Annotated in this window: 25 protein-coding genes; 12 read left to right on the top strand and 13 right to left on the bottom strand. The window is 32.2% G+C overall.

All coding sequences use genetic code 11. The annotated features are described in order from the left end of the window. Positions 1–3: 3 nt before the first annotated feature. Positions 4–561, bottom strand: a complete 558-nt coding sequence (locus OQH62_RS06480; RefSeq protein WP_266015485.1) for a molybdenum cofactor guanylyltransferase — start codon at positions 559–561, stop codon at positions 4–6. 63 nt (positions 562–624) lie between these two features. Here OQH62_RS06480 and OQH62_RS06475 point away from each other — a divergent pair, with 63 nt between their 5' ends. From OQH62_RS06475 to OQH62_RS06445, 7 genes are read left to right on the top strand one after another with little or no spacing between them, the layout of a single operon-like run. After that, positions 625–1,941, top strand: a complete 1,317-nt coding sequence (locus OQH62_RS06475) for an NFACT RNA binding domain-containing protein (protein ID WP_266015481.1) — start codon at positions 625–627, stop codon at positions 1,939–1,941. Between the two features lies 1 nt (position 1,942). Beyond that, complete coding sequence (locus OQH62_RS06470; protein ID WP_266015478.1) at positions 1,943–2,260, top strand: hypothetical protein; 318 nt, start codon at positions 1,943–1,945, stop codon at positions 2,258–2,260. Positions 2,261–2,271: 11 nt separating this feature from the next. Then, complete coding sequence (locus OQH62_RS06465) at positions 2,272–2,994, top strand: phosphatidate cytidylyltransferase (RefSeq protein ID WP_266015475.1); 723 nt, start codon at positions 2,272–2,274, stop codon at positions 2,992–2,994. Then, positions 2,991–4,067 (top strand): 1-deoxy-D-xylulose-5-phosphate reductoisomerase, encoded by a 1,077-nt coding sequence (gene dxr, locus OQH62_RS06460; RefSeq protein ID WP_266015473.1) that lies wholly within the window; start codon positions 2,991–2,993, stop codon positions 4,065–4,067. The genes OQH62_RS06465 and dxr overlap by 4 nt, the downstream gene beginning before the upstream one ends. Further along, positions 4,064–5,455 carry a M99 family carboxypeptidase catalytic domain-containing protein gene (locus tag OQH62_RS06455; protein ID WP_266015470.1) on the top strand — a complete coding sequence of 464 codons (1,392 nt, stop codon included), beginning with the start codon at positions 4,064–4,066 and terminating at the stop codon, positions 5,453–5,455. The genes dxr and OQH62_RS06455 overlap by 4 nt, the downstream gene beginning before the upstream one ends. Further along, entirely contained in the window at positions 5,452–6,459 is a 1,008-nt protein-coding gene (gene tsaD / locus OQH62_RS06450; RefSeq protein ID WP_266015468.1) for a tRNA (adenosine(37)-N6)-threonylcarbamoyltransferase complex transferase subunit TsaD, read from the top strand. Before OQH62_RS06455 ends, tsaD begins: the two co-directional genes overlap by 4 nt. 11 nt (positions 6,460–6,470) lie before the next feature. After that, positions 6,471–6,992, top strand: a complete 522-nt coding sequence (locus OQH62_RS06445) for a type II secretion system protein (RefSeq protein WP_266015465.1) — start codon at positions 6,471–6,473, stop codon at positions 6,990–6,992. 11 nt (positions 6,993–7,003) lie between these two features. On the opposite strand, the gene OQH62_RS06440 is transcribed toward OQH62_RS06445, so the two are convergent. The 7 genes from OQH62_RS06440 to rpsU all read right to left on the bottom strand — a co-directional run bounded on the left by OQH62_RS06440 (position 7,004) and on the right by rpsU (position 12,845). Beyond that, entirely contained in the window at positions 7,004–8,710 is a 1,707-nt protein-coding gene (locus tag OQH62_RS06440; RefSeq protein ID WP_266015462.1) for an AAA family ATPase, read from the bottom strand. Positions 8,711–8,727: 17 nt separating this feature from the next. Continuing rightward, positions 8,728–9,201, bottom strand: a complete 474-nt coding sequence (locus tag OQH62_RS06435) for a hypothetical protein (RefSeq protein ID WP_266015459.1) — start codon at positions 9,199–9,201, stop codon at positions 8,728–8,730. Between the two features lie 8 nt (positions 9,202–9,209). Beyond that, positions 9,210–9,701, bottom strand: coding sequence for a YajQ family cyclic di-GMP-binding protein (locus OQH62_RS06430; protein ID WP_266015456.1), 492 nt, complete (start codon positions 9,699–9,701; stop codon positions 9,210–9,212). After that, complete coding sequence (locus OQH62_RS06425; RefSeq protein WP_266015453.1) at positions 9,691–10,623, bottom strand: D-2-hydroxyacid dehydrogenase; 933 nt, start codon at positions 10,621–10,623, stop codon at positions 9,691–9,693. Before OQH62_RS06425 ends, OQH62_RS06430 begins: the two co-directional genes overlap by 11 nt. Further along, a complete protein-coding gene (locus OQH62_RS06420) occupies positions 10,624–11,796 on the bottom strand; it encodes a glutathionylspermidine synthase family protein (protein ID WP_266015450.1) in 1,173 nt (390 codons plus the stop codon). Positions 11,797–11,927: 131 nt separating this feature from the next. Then, entirely contained in the window at positions 11,928–12,524 is a 597-nt protein-coding gene (locus OQH62_RS06415) for a UPF0323 family lipoprotein (protein WP_266015447.1), read from the bottom strand. Positions 12,525–12,632: 108 nt separating this feature from the next. After that, on the bottom strand, positions 12,633–12,845 hold the full coding sequence (gene rpsU / locus OQH62_RS06410; RefSeq protein ID WP_266015444.1) for a 30S ribosomal protein S21: 213 nt from the start codon (positions 12,843–12,845) through the stop codon (positions 12,633–12,635). Positions 12,846–12,998: 153 nt separating this feature from the next. Between rpsU and ccoG the strand changes: the two genes are divergently transcribed. The 5 genes from ccoG (at position 12,999) to OQH62_RS06385 (ending at position 20,760) form a co-directional block, all read left to right on the top strand. Next, positions 12,999–14,357, top strand: coding sequence for a cytochrome c oxidase accessory protein CcoG (gene ccoG, locus OQH62_RS06405; RefSeq protein ID WP_266015441.1), 1,359 nt, complete (start codon positions 12,999–13,001; stop codon positions 14,355–14,357). A gap of 16 nt (positions 14,358–14,373) precedes the next feature. After that, on the top strand, positions 14,374–15,009 hold the full coding sequence (locus OQH62_RS06400) for a TetR/AcrR family transcriptional regulator (protein WP_266015438.1): 636 nt from the start codon (positions 14,374–14,376) through the stop codon (positions 15,007–15,009). 108 nt (positions 15,010–15,117) lie between these two features. Continuing rightward, positions 15,118–16,215, top strand: coding sequence for an efflux RND transporter periplasmic adaptor subunit (locus OQH62_RS06395; protein WP_266015435.1), 1,098 nt, complete (start codon positions 15,118–15,120; stop codon positions 16,213–16,215). After that, on the top strand, positions 16,215–19,334 hold the full coding sequence (locus tag OQH62_RS06390; protein ID WP_266015433.1) for an efflux RND transporter permease subunit: 3,120 nt from the start codon (positions 16,215–16,217) through the stop codon (positions 19,332–19,334). Before OQH62_RS06395 ends, OQH62_RS06390 begins: the two co-directional genes overlap by 1 nt. Then, entirely contained in the window at positions 19,327–20,760 is a 1,434-nt protein-coding gene (locus OQH62_RS06385) for an efflux transporter outer membrane subunit (RefSeq protein WP_266015431.1), read from the top strand. Before OQH62_RS06390 ends, OQH62_RS06385 begins: the two co-directional genes overlap by 8 nt. Here the strand turns inward: OQH62_RS06385 and cmeU are convergent, their stop codons facing one another. From cmeU to OQH62_RS06360, 5 genes are all read right to left on the bottom strand, one after another. Then, the gene (gene cmeU / locus OQH62_RS06380) at positions 20,761–21,012 is read right to left on the bottom strand and encodes a CmeU family protein (protein WP_266015429.1); all 252 of its coding nucleotides are present in this window, start codon (positions 21,010–21,012) and stop codon (positions 20,761–20,763) included. 63 nt (positions 21,013–21,075) lie between these two features. Continuing rightward, on the bottom strand, positions 21,076–21,528 hold the full coding sequence (hemJ, locus tag OQH62_RS06375; RefSeq protein WP_266015427.1) for a protoporphyrinogen oxidase HemJ: 453 nt from the start codon (positions 21,526–21,528) through the stop codon (positions 21,076–21,078). Beyond that, positions 21,509–21,979 (bottom strand): signal peptidase II, encoded by a 471-nt coding sequence (gene lspA / locus OQH62_RS06370; RefSeq protein WP_266015425.1) that lies wholly within the window; start codon positions 21,977–21,979, stop codon positions 21,509–21,511. The genes hemJ and lspA overlap by 20 nt, the downstream gene beginning before the upstream one ends. Beyond that, positions 21,972–23,309, bottom strand: coding sequence for a phosphoglucosamine mutase (glmM, locus tag OQH62_RS06365; protein ID WP_266015423.1), 1,338 nt, complete (start codon positions 23,307–23,309; stop codon positions 21,972–21,974). Before glmM ends, lspA begins: the two co-directional genes overlap by 8 nt. A gap of 92 nt (positions 23,310–23,401) precedes the next feature. After that, entirely contained in the window at positions 23,402–24,427 is a 1,026-nt protein-coding gene (locus tag OQH62_RS06360) for a cytochrome-c peroxidase (RefSeq protein WP_266015421.1), read from the bottom strand. Between the last annotated feature and the right edge of the window lie 105 nt (positions 24,428–24,532).

Below are 24,532 nucleotides of genomic sequence, written 5' to 3'. Positions count from 1 at the left end.
TTTTTAGCATTTAATTCTCAAAAAATGCTGGTATTGAGTATAAAAATTAAGGTTTAAAAAAGGACTTTCATCGTCAAATTCAACGTAACGAGTTGTTGTTTTAGTACAGAGATTTTGAAGTTTATGTTCATCATTTTCAAGGCATTTTTGACAAAGCAAAGCAAGGGAGCTGTGGTACAAACCACATAAAAAATGTATATGCAGCTGTGTCTTTGCAATGATGATTTTACTCTCCTTATCTTTAAAATGTAGAAGTTTTTGTATCTCTTTAACACTAACTTTAGGGCTATCAACGCTTAATACAAACACAAATTCGTTGTCAAAATGTTTTAAGATAGAATACAAAGCAAGCATAGGCGAATAAAACTGATACTTTTCGTCATCTTTTATAAGCTCATACCCTTTGAGTTTTTGTTCTTTTGCACTGATAAAAACCTTGTCAAAAATTTGGGAAAGTTTCTGTGCTTGAAATTCTAAAAGAGTGCTTGAACCTACAAGGAGTTTGCATTTATCCTCTCCCATACGCAAAGAACGACCGCCACACAAAATCACAGCCTGCATTTGTAACCTTTATCTTTTTTTCATTCTAGCACAAAATTAGTCAAATTATTTTATAATTATTTTATGAAATACAATGAACTTTTACAACTGAAAGAATTTTTTTGTGGCTTTAAAAAGCTTGATTTTGCAAGGCGAATCGATGATAATATTTTAGAATTAAGCTTTGATAGGCATAAATTTCTTTTTGATTTAAACAGAAGGCAAAGTACTATTTATACAGCCGATTTAGAATTTAAAAACTATAATGCCCCTTTTGATTTTATGCTTAAAAAATATCTTAACAATGTCTTTGTTCGTAATGTACTTGTACCTCACAATAACAGAATTTTATGTTTTCATTTTGAGATACAAAAAGCCTATAAAAGCTACACAAGTAAATTGTATTTCGAATTTACAGGAAGAAATACTAATGCCATACTTACTGATGAAAATGAAACCATCATAGAAGCCTTAAGACACATAGAAAAAAGTTACAGAATAATAAAACCAAAGAGAACTTTAGTAGCTTTAGAACCTTTTAATGTAGAAAAACAAGGACTTGAGATTAAAGACTTTAAAGCCTATTTTCAAAATAATTTTAAGCTTGTCTATACAAAACGACTTGAACAAAAAAGAACAAACAAACTTGCAGAACTTCAAAAAAGAAAAGACAAACTTCAAAAAGTTCTAACAACGCTTGAAGATGAAAGCACTTTACTGCAAAAAGCCCACGATTTGCAAAATAGAGCTGATGTTTTGTTTGCTCATTTACATCAAATCAAAAGCTATGAAAGAAAATTCAATATAAGAGATTTTCAAGGAAAAGAAATGCATTTTGACTTGGATTTAAGCCCAAAAGAAAGTGCAAATCAATACTACAAACAAGCAAAAAAATTCAAACAAAAAGCAAAGAATCTTCTTTTGCAAAGGCAGAATTTACAAGAGAAACTTGACTTTGAATTCAAACTTACCCAACTCATACAAAAGGCACAGAGTGAATTTGAACTTGAGAGCATACTTCCAAAAAAAAAGAGAGAAGAGAAAAAAGAAAACAATGGTTTTGCAAATGAAAAAGCGATAGCAAAGTTTTATTATAATGAATTTAAAATTTGTGTAGGAAAAAATGAAAAAGCAAACGAATTCTTACTCAAAAACGCAAAAAAGAATGATATGTGGCTTCACATTAGGGGATTGAGTAGCTCTCACGTGATTATTATTTCAAACAAGCAAAAAATCAGCCAAGAAGTGTTACAATTTGCAGCAAAACTTTGTGTAAATTTTTCAAAAGTAAAAAAAGGGTTGTATTGGGTCGATTATACTTTAAGAAATTGTGTTAAAGTCAAAGAAAAAGCCTTTGTTGAGTATAAAGACTTTAAAAGTATCAAGGTAGAAAAGGATTAAAATGCCTATAAGTCCAACAGGAAATATAAATTACCTTAATCAAAATATGGCATATCCAGCCACTCAAATCAGCAATGAAATTTCAAAAGAAAGTTTTGCACATTTAGCAAGTATAAATGAATTCAATGAAAAAGAAAGAGCTGTAAAAAAAATCGAACAGGTTAATGAAACCCAAGATATTCAACAAGAAATTAAAGAAAAAGCCCAACAAGAGAAAAAAAATAAAAAACACAAACAGGAAAAAAACAGCGAGGAAAAGAGTGAGAAAGAAGAAAACACAGAGAATTTAAACTTTCATCACTTAGATCTTAGCATATAAAAAGGAAAACAATGTCTCAAAGAATTACTTTAGGTCTTGCAATGGCAGCTGCGGTTGTCTTGATTGCTTTGATTAATCAATTTTTCATCACTTTTATAGTGTTTATCGCTTTGTTGTATTTCACTTTTAAAGAAGCAAAAAAACTTTTTAATGCAGAAAACGCTTCTGTTTTTCCCGTGCTTATAGCCTTCATCATCGGTACTATAACGACAAAAGTACTATTGTTTGGAATTATAGCTTTCATCTTAGTACTTGGGTATCTTGTCTTTATAAAAAGTGAAAATTTACGACTTAGCTTTATTTATTTGTATCCTACTTTACCTCTTTTTGCCCTATGGCAAGTGTATGTAAGCTATGGAATGTTTGTCCTCTTTTGGCTTGTACTTATAGTAGCTGTTTGCGATACAAGTGCGTATTTTATAGGTAAAAAATTTGGCACAACTTCTTTTTCACAATCAAGTCCAAACAAAACCTTAGAAGGTGTGATAGCCGGAGTTATTTGTGCAAGTATCATAGGAGCAATTTTTGGCGTCTTTGAATACAACTTCTTCTTTGCCTTGCTCTGTTCTTTTTGTGTAGGAGTCTTTGCTATTATAGGTGATTTGTTTGAAAGCTATTTAAAACGTGAGTTAGGAGTGAAAGATAGCGGAACAATTTTGGGTGAACACGGTGGCATACTTGATAGAATCGATGCTCTCTTATTTGCTTCTTTTATAATGGTCGCCTTTTTATGATAGTACTTGGGAGTACAGGAAGTATAGGTGTCAATGCTCTAAGGCTTTGTGCTGCAAGAAATATCACTATCAATGCCTTAGCTTGCGGAGATAATATCTCAATGCTCAACAAACAAATAGAGTATTTCAAGCCAAAATTTGTTGCTATAAAAGACAAAAAAAACAAGCATTTGGTGAAACACAATGTTGTTTTCACAGGACAAAAAGGTTTGCAAAAGCTTTTAAGCGAGTGTGAAGATGAGTTTTTACTCAATGCTATAGTCGGTTTTGCCGGAGTAAGAAGTACTTTAAAAGCAAAGGAACTTGGAAAGAAAATCGCCTTAGCCAATAAAGAAAGTTTGGTTGTGGCTGGAAATTTTTTACAAGATGCAAAACTCATACCTGTAGATAGCGAACACTCTGCCTTGCAATTTTTACTGCAAGGAAAGGACAATATTAAAAAACTTTTGATTACTGCAAGTGGTGGGGCTTTTTTTAAGTACAAAAGAAAAGATTTAAAAAAAGTTCGTCCAAAAGACGCTCTCAAACACCCAAATTGGGATATGGGGGCTAAAATCACTATCGATAGTGCCACTATGGCTAATAAACTCTTTGAAATTATCGAAGCCTATCATCTGTATGGCTGTAAAAACATAGACGCTCTTATAGAACCAAAATCACTTATCCACGCTTTGTGCGAATTTGAAAACGGGAGCACTACAATGTATGCTTCAAAAGCGGATATGCGTTTAGCTCTTTCACTTGCTCTTTTTGAAGAACATAAAACTCAAATTGTTAAACCGCTTGACTTTCTTGAAATTTCTCATTTGCAATTTTATCCCATAGACACGAAAAAATATCCTCTTTTTTCTCTCAAAGACAGCTTACTTGAAAATCCAAATTTAGGCGTTATCATCAATGCAGCAAATGAAAAAGGTGTAAAAAATTTTCTTCAAGGTAGGGCTGGATTTTTAGACATTGCAAAAGGAATTTTTAAAAGTTTGGAGCATTTTGGAGAGCCTAAAATCAAACATATTGATGAAATTTTCGAATGGGACAAAAAGGTTAGAGCATACTTAAGGAGTAAAAAATGAAATTGTTTCTTGTTATTTTCTTATCTTTTACAGGGCTTTTAGCTTTAGACTTAGAATTTAGCGTAGAAGAAAATGGAAAAAGTTTAGATGATAATAATACAGTATTAATCTTTGGAGGTATTCAAGGCGATGAGCCCGGAGGTTTTCACGCTGCAAGTTTGTTGTTAAGCGATTATAATATCACAAAAGGTAAAATCATAGTTGCTCCAAATTTAGCCTTTGATAGTATCATCAAAAAGAGTCGTGGTTATAATGGAGATTTAAATCGTAAATTCGCAAATATTAGTCCAAATGATCCTGATTTTAACGCTGTACAAAGAATAAAAGAGCTTATTTTACTTCCTGAAGTGAGTATGGTTATCAATCTTCACGATGGTTGGGGGTTTTACAGACCAGAATATGTAGATGCTATGCAAAATCCTAAACGTTGGGGAAATTCAAGCGTAATTGACACTAGTGAAATCAATGCAAGCAAATACAATAATCTTGAAAACATTGCTTCACAAACGATTAATAGCATTAATGCCTCTTTAGTCAATCCAAAACACGAATACCACCTTAAAAACACGAAAACAGAAGAACTCAAAGATATAGAAATGCTAAAAGCTTTGACATATTTTGTTATTTCTCACAATAAAGCTGCTTTTGCAAATGAAGCAAGTAAAAATTTAAGTGTTAATGTGCGCGCGTATTATCATCTTTTAGCGGTAGAAAATTATCTTAAAACAGCGGGGATTGAATTCACTAGAAATTTTGAACTTAGCCCAGAAGGAGTGAAAAAAGCAATTAACCGCGAAGTTGAAGTCAAACTTTTTAATGACAGAATTTTACTTTTTTTAAAAAATCCGCGTAAAAGTATCAAATATGTACCTTTTCCTGTAAATAAAGAACCAAACTACACAACAAGCAACGAACTTACTGCTGTGATTGCTGAAGATAAATCTTTCTTTATCCAATATGGCAACCGCTTTCAAACAAGACTGTATCCTGAATACTTCGAATTTGCTGACAGCTTTAATGAAATACCAATGCAAATCGATGGCAATCAAACCACAGTACCTTTTGCAACAAAAGTACAAATAAAAGAAAACTTTTTTATTCCTAAAATAGCAGGTGTGCGTGTAAATGTTATAGGTTTTGATCATGGTAAAGATGAAAGCAATATACTCATTAGCAAGAAGAATATGCAAAGTGCTTATTCTTTAGATATGGAAGGCAAAATTTATCGTGTCGAATTTTATGAATTGCGAGGAGCTGTTTTGCCACAAATTTTAGCTAACACAGAAACAAAAAAACTGATTAAAAATGTCAAAACTGAGGTTTACACACTCAAACTTGCAAGCAAAAAAGATAAATTTTTAGGCTCTATTCTTGTGGAATTTGAATGAAAAATCTCATATTAGCGATAGAAAGCTCTTGTGATGATAGCAGCATAGCCATCATTAATAAGGACAATTATAATTGTCTCTTTCATAAAAAAATTTCCCAAGAAAATGAGCACTCTCATTATGGTGGTGTAGTCCCTGAGCTTGCTGCAAGGCTTCATAGTGCAGCTTTACCACAAATTTTACAACACTGTGAAATCTTCTTTGAGAGACTCTGTGCGATAGCAGTTACGAATGAGCCGGGCTTAAGTGTTTCTCTGCTTAGTGGAATCACAATGGCAAAAACCTTGGCTTTAAGCCTCTCTTTGCCTCTCATAGCTATAAACCATCTCAAAGGACATATTTATAGCCTCTTCTTAGAAGAAAAAATCCATTTTGATATGGGAATTTTACTTGTAAGCGGAGGGCATACGCTTGTTGTAAAAATCGATGAAAAAGGCTTGCTGCATCTTTTAGCTCAAAGTAATGATGATAGCTTTGGAGAGAGTTTTGATAAGGTTGCAAAAATGATGAATTTAGGTTACCCCGGAGGAGTGGCGATAGAACAACTCGCACAGAAAGCACAGCAAAAAAATATCTCTTTTTCTGTACCTTTAAAACACAATAAAGAATTGTATTACAGCTTTTCAGGTTTGAAAAATCAAGTAAGAATGAAACTTTTAGAATACGAAAAACCTGATGAGAGTATAAAGAGTGAGATTGCCTTTGGGTTTGAAAAAGCAGCTTGCGAACATATCTTAGATAAACTTGAAATGCTTTTTTCCTTGCACCATTTTACAAGTTTTGGCGTTGTTGGCGGTGCAAGTGCTAATCTGACTTTACGTTTCTCTTTGCAAAAATTATGTGAAAAATTTAAGTGCGAACTCAAACTTGCCCCTTTAGATTTTTGCTCTGATAATGCATTAATGATAGCTAGAGCAGCCATTGACGCTTTTGAAAGAAAAGAATTTGTTAGTATAGATGAGGAAATTTTACAGCCAAGAAACACTCACTTTACAAGAATTTAAAAAGGAAAAAGATGAAAAAGGGTTTTACTGTACTTGAACTTGTTTTTGTTATTATCATCCTTGGAACTTTAGCTGCTTTTGCTTTGCCAAAATTTGGAACAAGTAAAGATGAAGCAGAATTAAGCAAATCTTTAAACAATCTCAAAACTCTCATCAATGATATTAATCTCTATACACTCAAAAACGACTCTTTAAGTTCTTTGCGAGAAATGAGCAATGTAAGCGGAGTTAAAGATGAAGATTTATCTCATTTTAATGGAGTAAGAGAAGTGGATTTTAAAGTCGGAGATGATGATGAGTGTATAAAATTAATTTTCATCAATAAGACTGATTTCACTATAATGGGAATTGCAAGCAATCTTGCAAGCAAAAATGCTATAGAAAACATAGCCAACAAGGCTCAAAATACGAATTTAGAAAATGTTGATTTTACTAGCACTTCAAAAAATAAAGTCTGTATTGCTTTAAGTAAAAATGAAAATTTCAAAGCTTTATCAAGCAAAATTTATGTTTTATTGGGAGTATTACAATGATAAAAGAATTGCTAAAAACCAACGATTTTACTTGTATCAAAACTAGAATGCAATTCTTTTTCTATACTTTCTATAAAATCTTTCATTGTAAAAACGCCTTCCTTTGAAACAGCAGCTTTTAAAGCAGTATTTTTAACTACCATTAAAATTTGCGCACCGCTTAATTCATATTTTGCAAGAGTCTTAAGACTAAATTCTGTCTCAAATTCTGCATTTTTTGGTAAAAATTTCTCCCACATTTTAAGGCGATGTCCAAAATCTGGCTTTTTAAATTCTATCTTATAATCAAAACGTCTCGAAAAAGCGCTGTCAAGATTTTCAAGGAAATTCGTTGTAGCAATTATTACACCGCTAAATCTCTCAATCTGTTCTAAGAAAATATTTTGCATTTGATTGTGCATTTTATCACTTCCGCTACTACTTTGAATCCTTGTACTTAAGAATTGGTCAGCTTCATTAAGAAGTAAGATGGGATTTTGCTTACAAGTTTGAACTATATTCTTATAGGTATCAAAAATTTTCCTCACATTTTGTTCGCTTTCACCTACCCATTTGCTTAAAATTTTCGAACAGTCAAAACTTAAGACATTTTTTTTCATTGATTTTGCCATAGAAAGTGCTGATAAAGTCTTTCCCGTTCCCGGTGGTCCATAAAAAATAATTTTTGCTTCTATATTCTTACTTTTTTTAATACCCCATAGATGAAGTCTCTCTACCACTTTCTTATCAAGCTGTTTTAATATGCTATGTAAAAGTTCTTTCGTATTTGAAGGCATAATAACATCGTTTATATCTGTATTTGGCTCTATAAGTTCAAAAATATCTTGTTCTTTTAAAGCTGTCTCGATTTTAATTTTTTTACCCTGTTTTGGCTCAAAATGGATAATTCTTTCCAAAATTTCATCACTAATAAAAAAACTTTTTGTAATATCTCCGAAATTATTTAAATACTCATCATATTCGATAAGATTTAAAAGTCTGGCACCTTCTTCTAAGAATTTACGATTTTTTCTTTTCTCTAAATCATTTTCACTAATCAAAGCAAGCAAAGAATCTAACTCTCTTATAATAGAATTGTCATTGCTAAAAAGGTATTCTTCTTTGAGTAAGGCCAAAAAGATGATTTGTTCTTTACTCTCAAGCTTGTATTCTTTAAAAATATCACCTAAAACATTGTAAAATTTACTTTTCTTTAAACATTGAGCAATGTATTTCTCATAAGCTTTAATTTGAGCTTTAAGACTACTGCGATTAGCCTTGATAAAAGAGAGTCTCTCATAGAGTTCTATGCGAAGAAACTCATCTTTTAAATACTCCATATAATCATTATAGAATTCTTTTTTTTGTATCGGTAACTGTGGTTTTTCTTCTAAAAATTCTAAAAAATACTCACTTAAGCTTAATTCAGTTTGCAAAAGACTCAATTTTGAATTACGAGTTTTTTGTCCTTCTATACCCTTAAAAAAACTCGAATTTTGACTGATAAAACCTCGTTCTATTAAATTTTTTACATCATCTAAAGCATCTAGGTAACTATAATCTTCAGTGCCAAAAACAGAGGAAAGAAGAGTAAAAGCATTGACACTAGAAAGAGAAAGGATATAATTTTTACACAGCTCTCGTAAAATTAATGCTTCATTATTGTTGCATTGAAGTTCTTTATAAATTTTACTTTCTTCAATCTTTGCACTGCTTAAAAATTCTTTTAGAGCTACCATTTTATTTTCCTTGTTTTTTAGAGCTTTTGCCACTTTATCCTTACTTTTGATTTTTCATCGACAAAATTAACCTTTCCATCGCATACCTCATACACAATATTATAGACATCAAACTTTTGAATAAAGCCACATTCATTTTTTTGTATATTTTTAGCATTCCATAAAGGCTTGGCTCTTAAAATATCTTCTAACAATTCATCATAATAAGAGTTATTAAAAAATTTTTCATTGAAAGTTCTCTTTTCATAGCAAACACGGTTCACACAGATCCTCTCATTAATCTTAAGTTCAAAAAAAGGTTGTGCTGCTTTATATACTTGCAAACTTAAAGTATTAGCTTTTGAATATAGAAAAGCAAAATCGTGTATTTTAATCTTAGGTAGATACAACGTTACAAACAGAGCTTGATTAAGATTGTTTTTAGGAATGAAAGTAGTGCAAGCACTAAGCAGAAAACATACAACAAAACTCTTCAGTATAATCTTTAGCAAATGAAGTCCTACTTGAAATTTTTAAAACTAATATTGAGTTCTAAATCCAAACCTTTAACAAGCTTCATCACAGCTTGTAAGTCATCGATTTGCTTTGCCATTACCCGAATCTCTGTTCCCCTAATAGTAGAGCTTACTTTCAATTTACTTGCTTTAATAGCTTGAGTGATTTTTTTTGCATTCTCACTCTCTATGCCATTTTGTACTTTAAGATACAAACGATTGAATGTTCCATTTTCCCTTTTATGTTCTATAATAGCAGCAGGATTAATTTCTCTTTTAATTAATTTAGAAATGAGTATATCTTTTACAACTTCAAGCTTCTTTTCGCTTGAGCAGCTTAAGGTAAAAATTCTTTCTTGTTCATTGAGTTCAAGCTCTGTTTTTATGCCTTGAAAATCGTAACGACCATTGAGTTCTTTTTTTGAAAGTTCTAAAGCATTCTTAAGCTCACCAATAGATACCTCACCACTTATATCAAAACTATGCTCACTTGCCATTTTCTATCCAAGTTTTAAGATTGTCTTCTACCTTCTGCATTAAAGCCTGTAAGGATTCTTCACTTGCCCAAGCTATATGAGGTGTTATTAAAAGTCTTTCTTTGTGTTTAATGTTTAAAAGCGGGTGATTTGGTATCATAGGCTCAACTTCCAAAACATCAAGCCCAACACGCAAATCTTTTTCATCTAAAACCTGTGCCAAATCTTTTTCGTTGATAATTCCTCCTCTACCGACATTAATCAACACTGATTTTTCTTTTAAAAGCTGCAATTTTTCTAAATTAAGTAAATTCTTTGTTTTTTCATTTAAAGGGGCGTGAATACTGACAATATCGCAAGTTTGCAAAAGTTCATCAAGCCCAAGTCTTATAAAATCGGCATTCATATTCGCCCCGCTTGTAGAATAATAAAAAAGCTCTGCTCCAAAAGCTTGTGAGAGTTCTGCTACTTTTTTTCCTATTGTTCCAAGTCCTATAATTCCGTGTTTTTTTCCTGCTAAAGTGTTAATAATTCTTGTATAATCTGTGAAAATAGGATTGTTACTCCATTTACCCTCTTTGCTCCATTTATCATAAAATGGAATTTGATTTAAAAAGGCAAAAAGCAAAGCAAAGGTATGTTGAGCAACACTCATAGTAGAATACGCAGCTACATTTTTTACTATGATACCTTTTGCTTTAGCGTATTCAATATCGATATTATTAAGTCCTGTGGCAGTTTCAAGTATGAGTTTGAGCGTTGTACTCTCAAGCACTTCTTTATCGATAATAATCTTATTTACCATAGCCACATCAGCATCTTTGAGTCTTGCTATAACCTCATCTTGAGGTGTAAGTTTATAACTTTGAAATTCTCCATACTTTTCAAAAACTGATAAATCATAATTTCCTAAAGTTGCAGCATCTAAACATACAATTTTCATTTAATCCTCCTCGATACTATGCCCAACAAATTTTGAAGAATTATCAAGTATTAATGATCCTTTTCTAAAACCCAAACCACAACCCTCATAAGCAAAGAAAACTCCTGCTTGATAGTACTCATTTTGGTGTGAATTTAATTCTGTAAATTCTTGATATACAAATTTACCATTACCATAAGGACCTCCATTTTCACAAAGAGGTTTTGAATCTTTAACTATACTTATATTTGCACCTTCGCGTCCAAAAACAGGCTTTTTAACATAAGATTTAGCCACTAAAGGCTGGTCAGATGTTTCTAAAAGCAATGGATGATTTGGATACAATTCCCAAAGAATTTTTAAAATACCCTTTGATTGAAATAAAAGCGTATAGCCTGGATTTAAAATAATGGCTTTTTGATTTCGCATAATTTGTGTTAAAAGCAAGGCAAGTTCGCCTTCTTCTATGGCAATATCCTCCCAAGGAAGAAGTTTAAACCAATACTCATAATTTTTTCCGTCTTTAAAAATACCATCTTCGCTAAATTCAACTTCATCTACATACGCAAAATCAGTTTCAAACCCGGCCTCTTTTGCAATATGAGCAAGCAATTTAGTTGTAAGTTCCTCTTCCATACTCCCAGCTACGCTTGAAAAAAGAATTTTCCAGCCTTTATAATGCTCTTCAAAACTTTCTGTACTTTCCTCTAAAGTAATGAGTCTTTTAAAATTGTCCATTAAACTCTCATAAATGTTATTAAATTGACTGCTCTCATCCATACCATTTTGTTTTAAAAGAGCCCATTGTAAAATAGCACTTTCAAATAAAGTTGTTGGTGTGTCAGCATTAAATTCTAAAAGTTTAATTCCCTTACCATCAAGCCCACCAGCAAAATCAAAACGACCGTATAAATGCCAATGTACTTCATTCTCCCAACTCATTTTAATACAGTCAATCAAATTAAAAGGAATTCCCAATTCATCAAAACGATTATTATCAATCACATTCTGTGCCGCAGCGATAAACATATCATAAAGCTCATTAGCCGCTTCATAATACGCATTTGCTTCACTTTGTTTTACACATACTATCTCATTACTTAAATATTCACTTCCATCAGCATCGGTATGCCACGAAAATCCTATACTTTCTAAATACTCTTTTTGTAATTTTTTTAGCTGTAAAAGTTTCATCTGTACTCCTCATCAAACACAATTCTTTGTGGCGTTTTTATCTTCAAATGTAATAATTAAGACTTAAGCAAAATTTACAAGGATTGAGTTTTTTACAATCTTCATTTGCCAAATTTAAAAAATCAGACAGACTAAGATCCAAAACTTGAGCTTGTGCTTGCAGATTTTGAACCACTTCTAAAAAAGCCAGACTTTGTAGAGCTTGTGCTTGCACTGCCTGCCTTATTAAAACTGTTCATACTTCTTTGATAAGAGCTTTGATTTGAAAAAGCACCTCTTTGCTGATTTGCAAAATTTTGATTGTTAAAGAGTTTTGAACCTATCCAACTTCCAAGTATAGCACCAGCAGCACTTGCTAATAAAGTTTCTCCAAGAGAAAGTCCGCCACTGCTCATTGAAGCATTCTCTTTTGTAAGGTTTGAAGTACCATTATCAATCTTTGCAGATTCCTCTTTAATAAGTGCATTCATCTCTTCTTTACTTAACACTCTTTCTGTACCATCAAGCTGTTGTAAAACTACTCGTGTTTCGGCACTAGGAAACTGCTCTTTTATTTTATATTGACCCGGTGCTGTTTCTTCGATAATAACAAAAGCACCGCCACTTTGTGTATTTTCAATAGCATTTGTTTGGTTTGAATTTGAATCACAACCGACTAAAACTCCACTTGCAACAGCTGCAATACCGCTTAACATACTGATTTGAATAATTTTTTTGATGTTTTTCATTATTTTTCCTTAAAAAGCCACAAAATTCTTTAAAATTCTAACAAAAAATAATCAATAATGAAAAAATTTCCACAAAAAGCAATACAAAGCCTAAATAGGCTTTGTATTTTAGAGTCTTGACTCATAGCGTCTAAGCATATACAGTCTTTTAAGCATTTTTTTGCGAGCTGAAATTTTTTGTTTTTTACGAATTTCAGTCATAGGCTCAAAAAATCTTCTTGCACGTACTTCAGTAACAACAAGATTTCTATCTACTTGTTTTTTAAATTTACGGTACGCTTCATCAAAAGACTCATTAGGATGTACTCTGATTCCGGGCACAATCCTCACCACCTTTCTGTTTAAATTGTATGTGGAATACTATTATAATAATTTACTTATTAATACTTACTTAAGAAAATGTTAAACAACTATTTGCAATTTTTTGAGTATGATTTGAAAAGAATCACCATTACTATGAAAAGGAGTACTTTAATGCAAAGTTATATTACCACTTACACAGAAAAAAGATATATAACTTATTGTTTAGCAACTCTCATTATCTTTCTTATACCTTTTGTAAAAATAAATGGAAATCATTTTTTTCTTCTTAGTTTTGTCCATCAAAAATTAGACCTCTTTTTTATAAGTTTTAATACTCAAGAATTCTATCTTTTACCTCTAGTACTCATTATACTCTTTCTTTTCATCTTTTTTATCACAACCTTAGGAGGAAGAGTATGGTGCGCTTGGAGCTGTCCCCAAACAATGTTTCGAGTTCTTTATAGAGATGCAATTCAAACAAAATTATTAAAGATCCGCAAAAATATCAACAACAAACAAAAACAATATGAGGGCAATTTCATAAAAAACATTATCGCTTTAGTACTTTTTTATTGCATTTCTCTTATAGCAACAAGCAATCTCTTGTGGTATTTTATCCCACCTGAAGATTTTTTCCTCTATCTTCAAAATCCAAATGAGCATTTACTACTGCTTGGCATACTTTTCTGTACAAGCTTATTTTTAACTTTTGACATTACCTATTTAGCAGAAAAATTCTGTATCTATGTTTGCCCTTATGCAAGAATACAATCTGTAATGTTTGATAATGATACTATGCAAGTACTATATGATGAAAGACGTGGAGGACTGATTTTTAATGGCAAAACTAAACTTCATAAAAAACCTTTGCAAGGTGAATGCATAGGTTGTGAAGCCTGTGTGAGTGTGTGTCCAACTCACATTGATATACGGGCTGGTATGCAACTTGAATGCATTAATTGTCTTGAATGTGCTGATGCTTGTTCTAAAGTTCAAGAGAAGTTTTCACGTCCAAGTCTGATAAATTGGACAAGTGCTAAGGCTATGCAAACGCAAGGTAAAGTAAAGTATTTGCGTTTTAGGACTGTTGCATATTTTACGGTCCTCATTTTTGCTTTTTTAATGCTTCTTCTTATGGGTTCTAAAAAAGAGCATATGCTTTTAAACATCAACCGCTCAAGTGAGTTGTATCACATCGAGGATAAAAATGGAAAAAAACAAGTCAGCAATGCTTATACCTTTTTATTTCAAAATACCGATTCAAAACCTCACGAATATTATTTTGAAGTTTCTTTAGAGGGAATTGAAAATGGTCTTGAAATTATTCGTCCAAAAAACGCTTTTGTTCTACAAGCTGGAGAAAAAGCAAAAAAAATTGTTATTCTTCAGGCAACAAAGGAACTAGCGAATGAGAGTCAAAAAGATGTAATTTTACCTCTTTACATCAAGGCTTATGCTAAAGATGATGAAAAGGTGGTAATTTTTAGAGAGAGTATTTTTGCTTACCCAAAAAGTACTCTATTAAACTAACAAAAAGAAAAATACAATGAAACATAATAAAACACCATCAAATAAGGTTATACGAAGACAAGAGAAAATTAAAAATGTAGCTTTAGAACTCTTTTTAACTAAAGGATATCAAGAAACAAATTTAAGTGATATTATCAAACTTTCTGGGGGTTCATACTCAAGCATTTACGAAAATTTTAAAAGCAAGGAAGGTTTATTTTTTGAAATTTTGGACGACGTTTGCAAAAAACATTTCGCGCTTCTTTCTTCAAAGATTCAACAAATTCATAACGGAAGTCTAGAAGAAATATTATATTCTTTTGGAATAACTTATATGGAAATTTTTAATGAACTTCAGGTTGTGCTTTTTAGAAAAATAATCTACTCTCAAGTATATAATAAAGAAAAATATTTAAGAAAATGGATGGAAAATAATCAAGAAAATTTTGCATACGATATACTCATCGAATATTTTAATAGGCAAAATAATGCCTCGATTATAGCCAATTCAAATAAACTTGCTAAATTATTTTGTGCTATGCTTACAGAACCTTACCATACTTTAAATGTGCTTGCTGATACCCCATTAATGGATAAAAACGAACAAAAAGCTCATGTTGATTTCGTTGATTTCATTGTCAGTATCTTTATAAATGGTATCCCTAAAGGATAAATTTGCTATTTATCTCTATTAACGAAAATATCACTATAATATTTTACAAAAGTTATTTATAACTTACTTTTATATTTTTAAAATAAAATCCAATTTTTAAGGCAATGAATGAAATTTAATAAAAATATTACAATCATTGTGAGTGCTATGCTCTTACTTTTTGCTTGTTCTCAAGAACAAGCACCACAAACAATACCTCCTCAAACCGTAAGCACATTAAGTGCGCAAGCTGAAAATCTTCCTTTAGTATTTACCTATCCTGCAAGACTTGTGAGCGACTATGATGTTATACTCAAAGCCCAAGTAAGTGGTATGGTGGTAGAAAAACTTTTTAATGCTGGAGATTTGGTGAAAAAAGGAGATGTCCTTTTCATTATAGAACAGGACAAATTCCAAGCAAGTGTTGATTCAGCCTACGGAAAAGCTTTAACTGCAAGAGCTACATTTGATAATATGGATAAAGAATTCCAAAGAAGCAAACAACTCTTTCGCAAAAAAGCTCTTTCTCAAAAAGAATACGATGCTGCTTTAGCAAATTTTAAAAATGCACAGGCTAATCTCATCAGTGCGAGAGCGGATTTAAAAAATGCAAGGATAGATTTAGCAAATACAGAAATTAAAGCCCCTTTTGATGGAATAGTAGGAGATGGACTTGTTAATATAGGTGAATATATCAGTGCTTCGACAACTCAACTTGTTCGTGTTACAAATCTTAATCCTATCTATGCAGACTTTTCTATTTCTGACACAGACAAACTTGATATAGTTCGCAATACTCAAGATGGAAAATGGAATTTAGACAGTTTTAAAGCACATTTGCATTTAAATGGGCAAAATGTAGAAGGAAAACTCTATTTTATTGATTCTGTAATTGATTCAAATAGTGGTACAGTCAAAGCAAAAGCTATCTTTGATAACAATGCTTCTCTTTTACTCCCCGGAGCTTTTGCAACAGTTACTTCTGAAGGTTTTGTACAAAAAAATGGATTTAAAATTCCACAAATTGCCATTAAACAAGATCAAAATGAAATCTATGTTTATACTCTTGTTGAAGGCAAGGTAGCTAAAACACCTGTGCATATAAGCTATCAAAACAACGAGTATGTTATAATAGACAATGGGTTAAAAAATGGCGATAAAATTATCATAGATAATTTTAAAAAAATCCATCAAGGGAGTGAGGTTGTGGAGGTTAATAAAAAATAATGTTTTCTAAATTTTTTATAGAAAGACCGGTTTTTGCTTCGGTTATAGCTATTATTATCTCTTTAAGCGGAATTATCGGGCTTACTAATTTGCCAATGGAGCAGTATCCATCTCTCACTCCTCCAACAGTTCAAGTTCAAGCCACTTATACAGGAGCAGATGCACAAACCATAGCCTCAACAGTTGCTATACCTATAGAAGATGCTATCAATGGTGTTGATAATATGATTTATATGGATTCAACTTCAAGCTCCGGAACAATGAAACTTACTGTATATTTTAATATAGGAACTGATCCTGATCAAGCAACTGTCGATGTTAATAACAGAATTTCAGCTGCTACAGCTAAACTCCCAAATGAAGTTAAAAAGCTTGGTGTAACAGTAAGAAAGTCTTCTTCAACTATACTTGAAGCTATTTCAGTCTATTCAAATGATGGATCTATGAATGCTATTGATGTTTATAACTATATTGCTTTAAACATACTAGATGATTTAAAAAGGGTCCCGGGTGTTGGTGACGCTGTGGCTATTGGAAATCGGAATTATTCTATGAGAATTTGGCTCAAACCTGATTTATTAAATAAATTTGAAGTTACGGCAAATGATATTACTTCTGCAGTTGCTGAACAAAATTCTCAATATGCCACAGGAAAAATCGGCGAAGAACCTTTAATCCAAAAATCGCCATATTCATACTCTATTACTATGCAAGGACGTTTGCAAACTCCAGAAGAATTTGGCAATATTATAATAAGAACAAATGCAGATGGAACATTTTTACGTCTCAAAGAAGTTGCAAACATTGAAATAGGTTCACAACAGTACAACTCTCAAGGACGTTTGAATGGTAATGATGCTGTACCTATTCTCATAAACCTTCAATCAGGTGCTAATGCTGTTAATACAGCAAAACTTGTGGAAAAAAAACTAGAAGAACTTGCAAAAAATTTTCCTCCCGGTTTAGAATACAAAGTACCCTATGATACAACGATTTTTGTAAAAGCATCTATTTGGGAAGTAATTAAAACCTTTGCTGAAGCTTTAGTTTTGGTTATCATAGTTATGTATATGTTTTTAAAGAATTTCCGCTCAACACTTATCCCTATGATAGCTGTGCCTGTTTCTCTCTTAGGAACTTTTGCAGGACTTTATCTCTTAGGTTTTAGCATTAACTTGCTTACTCTCTTTGCTCTAGTTTTAGCCATAGGTATAGTGGTTGATGATGCTATTATTGTGGTGGAAAATATAGATCGTATTTTACACGAAAATCCTGCTATTTCTGTCAAAGAAGCTGCTATTAAAGCTATGCAAGAAGTTACTTCTCCTGTAATCTCCATAGTCTTGGTACTTTGTGCTGTTTTTATCCCTGTTTCTTTTATTTCAGGCTTTGTTGGGGAAATTCAAAGACAATTTGCTTTAACTTTAGCTATCTCTGTTACGATTTCGGGCTTTGTAGCTCTTACACTCACTCCTTCTTTATGCGCTGTATTTTTAAAACGTGCCCACAATGAACCTTTTTTAATCGTCAAAAAATTCAATGATTTTTTTGATTGGAGTACTCAAATCTTTAGCAGCGGAGTTGCCTATATCCTCAAACGCGCTGTACGTTTTGTACTTCTTTTTGGCATAATGCTACTAGCTATTGCTTCTCTTTACAAAATAGTACCAAGCTCACTTGTACCAATTGAAGATCAAGGAATGATTATAAACGTTGTCAATCTGCCAGCCGCTTCTGCCTTACACAGAACTATCGTTCAAGTTGATACTATGAGTAAAGAAATTATGCAAACTGAAGGCGTGAAAAATAGTATGGCTATGATAGGTTATGATCTCTTTACAAGCTCATTGAAAGAAAATGCTGCGGCTATGTTTATTGCGCTTGAAGATTGGAAAGACAGAGATGCAAGTGCTAATGACATTATAGCAAATTTATACGCCAAATTTGCAAATGATAGAAATGCTCAAAGTTTTTTTATCGGACTGCCTCCAATACCGGGTCTTAGTATCACTGGAGGTTTTGAAATGTATGCACAAAACAAAAGTGGTAAAAGCTATAATGAAATTCAAGAGGATATTAACAAACTTATTATCGCGGCTAATCAAAGAAAAGAACTTTCTAATGTTCGCACTACTCTTGACACAAGTTTTCCTCAATACAAACTTCTTATAGATAGAGACAAACTCAAATCATACAATCTTGGTATGCAAGATGTTTTTGACACTATAAGCGCTACCATAGGTACTTATTATGTTAATGATTTTTCAATGTTAGGAAAAAATTTTCAAGTGAATATACGCGCTTTGGGAGACTTTAGAAATACTTCTGATGCTTTGAAAAATATTTTTGTACGTTCAAAAACAAATGAAATGATACCGCTTAATTCCTTTCTGACTTTAGTAAGGAGTTCTGGACCTGAAGATGTAAAACGTTTCAACCTTTTTCCAGCAGCACAAATCCAAGGAGATCCTGCACCCGGTTATACTTCAGGACAAGCTATAGAAGCCATTTCTCAAACTGCAAAAGAAACCTTAGGGGATGAATATTCAATAGCTTGGGGCGGTTCATCATATCAAGAAGTTTCAAGCAAAGGATCTGCCGATTATGCCTTTGTCTTAGGTATGATTTTTGTTTTTCTTATCCTTGCTGCACAATATGAAAGATGGCTGATGCCTTTAGCTGTTGTTACTGCTGTACCTTTTGCTGTGTTTGGCTCTTTAAGTCTTGTAGCATTAAGAGGTTTTACAAACGATATTTATTTTCAAACCGGTCTCTTGTTGCTTATAGGACTTTCTGCAAAAAATGCTATCCTTATAGTAGAATTTGCTATGGAAGAACATCTTAAAAAAGGAAAAAGTATTTTTGAATCAGCTCTTGCAGCTGCTAAATTAAGATTTCGTCCTATAGTTATGACCTCACTTGCTTTTACTTTTGGAGTATTACCGATGATTTTTGCCACAGGCGCAGGAAGTGCCTCAAGACATTCTTTAGGTACAGGACTGATTGGTGGAATGATTGCTGCATCAACTTTAGCAATACTTTTTGTACCTTTATCTTTTTATCTTTTGGAGAGTTTCAATGCTTGGCTCGACAAAAAAAGAGGAAAAAACAATGTATAAATCTCTCTCTCTCTTGAGCTTTATTTTCATCTTGTGTGCTTGTTCTTTAAGTCCAAAACTACCGACTACTCAAACACAATTTACTGCAAGCGTTTCAGAATACAGTGTGTCTAAAGAATGGTGGAAACAATTCAACGATGAAAATCTCAATACACTTATTCATTTAGCTCTTCGAAACAACAGTGATTTGAAACTCACTTTTATCCATATGCAGCAAGCAGCCGCTCAACTTGGTATAAGTTTAAGCGATTTTTTTCCTCAAATAGATGCTACAGGCTCTGCAAATCGTAAAAACATTGCTGCTAATTCCCCAAATAATAGAACGAATACTTCTGGTTATACTAATGATTTTGCAATGGGATTTAATGTAAGCTATGAGCTTGATCTTTGGGGAAAATTACGCAACACATACCGTGCTAAAAATGCCGCTTTTAAAGCTAGTCAATATGATTATGAAGCTTCAAGACTTTCTTTGCTCTCTAATGTAGTGCAGTTGTATTTTAATCTTGCTAATGCTTATGAAAATGAAAAAGCACTCCAACAAGCTAACAATGCTTCAAAACAAATTTATGAAATCATCACACACAAATATACTTATGGTGCTGTTGGAGAATACGAACTCTCACAAGCAAAAGCAAATTTAATAAGTACCTCTTTACAATACCAACAAGCACAACTCAATAAAGAAAATTTAGTCAAAGCTCTTAAAATTCTCGTTTCAAATGAGCTAGATGAGATACTCTATAAGCAACAAGACTATCAAGACTATAATGTAAGCGAATTTGATATACCAAAAGGCATTTCAAGTACAATCTTGCTCAAACGTCCTGATATACAGGCTTCTTTAGAAAGATTACTCCAGCAAAATTATCTTATTGGAGTAGCAAGAACTGCTTTCTTACCTTCGCTTTCGCTTACAGGATTGTTTGGTTTTGAAAGTACTGATTTAAGCACTCTTGTCAAAAACGGCTCTCAAACTTGGAATATAGGCGGAAATTTTGCAATGCCAATTTTTCATTGGGGAGAAATTTATCAAAATGTTAATTTAGCAAAACTCTCTCAAGACGAAGCTTTCATTACTTACGAAAATACACTCAAAACAGCCTTTGGTGAAATACGTTATGCTTTAATAGAACATAAAAATATGCGTTTGCAGATTGACAATGCAGTATCAAATGAGCTTGCTTATAGAAAAATTTATGAAATTGCCAAACAACGTTATGAGCTTGGCGAAATGTCTTTGCAGGAATATTTAGATACGAAACAACAATGGCTCAATGCCACAATCTTATATAACAATACAAAATATAATTATGCTAATTCAATAGTAAATGTTATAAAAGCTTTTGGTGGTGGTTTTGATACAAATGAAAATCTAAGCATAGAGCACGATTCTCAAAGCTTAGATTTGTCTTTTCAAAAATAACTAAAAATCTTTCTCTAAATCTTCATCTGCAATGCCATAAGCCTTAAAGATTGCAGGAAGCAGTTTTCTTATAGCATAGTCAAAATGATAAAACTGCTTATATGTTTCTTCAGAATCTAAAGCTGTTGCTTTATCAAAATCAAATACTTTAGTGTTTGATTTTGTAGGTATATGTTTGTCAAAAAAAGCATAAAACATTGCTCTTTGTTTAAATAAAGTATTTAAGTCCTTAACAATTTTTTCTTTTTCCATACTTTTTCCTTTTTTTGTTATAGTAAAAAATATTGTATCATAATGCTTACAAAAAATGTACTTTTAAAAAGGTCTTACAACCATCATCAATGCAATTAAAGCAAATAAAATCGTTGGAATTTCATTATACACTCTAAAATACCTTCCACTTTTTCTACAAGTTCCATTTGCAAGAGCCTTAAGGCAAGAATAATTATGGATATGGTAGAAAAACAAAAGCAAAGCGCAAGTGAGTTTTGCGTGCATAAAACCAGAACCTATCATTAAAACTTCTTTATGCGTATGCAACATTAAACTTCCACTGATTATAGTAAGTATCATTGCAGGAGTTTGGATTTTAAAATACAATCTTCTTTCTTGAATTTTTACTACCTTAACAAAACCTTCATTCTCTATATTTTCCTTATGATACACAAAAAGTCTTGGCAAATAAAAAAGACCTGCCATCCAAGATACAAAAGCTATATAGTGTATCCATTTAATCCAAAAATAATATTCATTTATCAATTCTGTCATTTTTTTTCTTTCTACAAAATTCTTGTACAAGCAATAAAACCACACTCATATTTATAAGCACATCAGCAACATTAAAAATAGCAAATTCAAACCATTTGTGCCAGAAAAACATATCTACAACTCCACCATACAAAAAACGATCAAGCAAATTTGAACTTCCAGCTCCAAGCATTAAACCAAAAGCTACTTTATGTTCTTGTAAAAACACTTTTTGCCAAAACAAATACAAAAAGAGTACAAGAATAAACACTAAATTTAAATATTTTAAAGAATTATCTAGAAAACTCAATAAAGAAAATGCAACGCCTGTATTTAGTACAAAAGTGAGATCTAAAAATTCACTTTGATAACGTAAGCCATTCAAAGTTAAAAATTTCATCAAACGATCAAGGGTAAAAGCTAAAACAAAAGGAAGCCAAAACAAAGAGTATAAACGAAGAAATTTAACCATTTAAGGCTTTCTTAAAAAATTCAACAACCTTTTTCATTTCCTTTTCTAAAAGCTTTATATCTTTAGCCTCTAAAAGCAAACGTATCAAATTTTCAGTGCCTGAATAACGAAAAAGTGCGGTAATATTTTGATTTTTTAGATCAAGCTCAAGCTGTTTCAAGCCTTTAAGTTTATTCAAATCCTTTTTTTGCGTTACTTGAAGATTATTCAAAAGTTGAGGATAAGGTTTGATTTGTCCTAAAATCACACTTGCAGATTTTTTCTTTGTAAGCATCAAAGCACTAAATTGTAAAGCTGCAATCAGTCCATCTCCTGTTTTTGCATATTCACTGAAAATAATATGCCCGCTTTGCTCACCTCCAAAATTTCCTCCACAACTTTTCAGTTTTTCAAGTACAAACTTATCGCCAACATTACAGCTTTGTAGCTCAATACCGTGCTTATTTAAAAATTCTTTTAATGCTCCATTACTCATAACAGTTGCAACAACGCTTGAATGTAATTTATTTTGTTCTTTAAGATATAAAGCTAATACTCCTAATAAACTATCACCATTGCCCACTTCACCTTTTTCATCAACAACCACCAATCTATCAGCATCGCCATCAAAAGCAAAACCAACATCTGCACGCAATTTTTTCACCTCAACGGCTAAATTGATAGGATGTAAGGCTCCACAATTTTCATTGATATTTAAACCATTAGGTTTATCGTTAATAACAATAACTTCTGCTCCAAGTTCTTTAAAAACAGTAGGTGCCACTTTGTAAGCAGCACCATTTGCAACATCAAGCACAACACGCAAAGATTTTAAGGTCAAATTTTTAGGAAAAGAATTTTTAATGGAAACAATATAACGACCAATTACATCATCTATTCTTTTGGCTTGTCCGATTTTTTCCATTACGACTTTAGAATTTTCAATAAGCTTATCATTATAATAAATCTCCTCAATTCTTCTTTCTTCATACTCATTAAGCTTATGTCCTTGAGAATTAAAAAATTTAATGCCATTATCGTAGTAAGGATTATGTGATGCTGATATCATAATACCAGCATCACAACGCATATCTTCAGTCAAAAAAGCAACAGCGGGTGTAGGCATAGGTCCAATTTGTATAACATTGTATCCAATAGAAGTAAGTCCTGAAACAATAGCATTTTCTATCATATAACCACTACGTCTTGTATCTTTACCAACTAAAATATTATTCGTGAGAGTCTTATCTTTAAAATATATCCCGGCCGCCATTGCCAAGCGCATAGCTAAAAAGCTGTCTAAAAAATTTCCTGCTTTTCCTCTCACTCCATCTGTTCCAAAAAGCTTCATTAATAAACCTTTCTAGCAAAATTGGAAGATAATTATAACAAAGCTAAGATAAAAAAATTTAAACAAGCTCTAAAATAGAGCTTGCTCAGACCTTATAGTTCAGGTTTAGGAGTTTTTTCAGTAGAAATAGGAAGTTGTGGATAAACGATTGCTGGTTTTGTTCCTGTTAAAGATTTTAAGAAAGTTTCAATACTTTTTGCTTCTTTATCAGAAATTTTAATACCTAATTGCACACTACCCATTTCTTTGATAGCATCTTTTAAATTCCAAATAGCACCATTATGAAAATACGGAGCAGTTTCAGCAACATTTCTTAAGGTTGGAGTTTTTACCATGCCATTTGCATCACCCTTAAAATCGCCTAAATTTGCAAATTTATACTTACCAGCAACCTCAAATGCTTGCATATTACCACCCAAATTCACACCGGTATGACAAGCTACACAGCCCTTGTCTATAAAAAGCTTTAAGCCTTTTTGCTCCTCTTTTGTTAAAGCTTTTTCATCTCCTTCTAAAAATTTATCAAAACGAGATGGAGTAATCAAAATTCTTTCAAAATTTGCAATCGCATCGGCAATATTGTCAAAATTCACACCACTTTTACCATAGATTTTTTTAAACTCACTAACATATTCAGGTAAAGATGAAATTTTTTCCACTGCAAGTTTAGCAGGAGTTGCCATTTCAGCTTCTGATTCAATAGGACCTTTGGCTTGATCAGCTAATGTTCCTGCACGACCATCCCAAAATTGAGTATTATTTAAAACCGCATTATAAACTGTTGGTGAGTTTAAATGATGAGGATTTGCTGTCCATTTATGACCCACTGCAGTGCTGATTCCGTCTGCTCCACCCAATCCTACATTATGACAGGTATTGCAGGAAATAATACCGCTTTTTGAAAGGCGTGGCTCAAAATAAAGCTTTTTACCAAGCTCTGCTTTTTCAAGAATAAATTCACTAGCCTTTACTCCATTTTGTTTTAAAATTTCATCAACGCCTTTTTGATCTTTTGGTAAAGCAACAAGACCCGAATTTTTAGCCTCGTCTATAAGACTTACAGCATTTAAGCTTGAAAAAGTAACTAAGGATGCGATTAACAATAATTTTACTTTCATTATAAACTCCTATCTTGAAAGATAAATATTATTAAACGATTTTACAATTTTTATCTTAAAAATTTTTTTGTCTATTTATTTTCATAAGATATAATTTTAAGATGA

It is taken from the genome of Campylobacter sp. MIT 21-1684 (assembly GCF_026241315.1).
Lineage (GTDB): Bacteria > Campylobacterota > Campylobacteria > Campylobacterales > Campylobacteraceae > Campylobacter_D.
The sequence above is the reverse complement of the archived record's forward strand: the minus strand, read 5'-3'. Positions and strand labels throughout refer to the sequence as shown.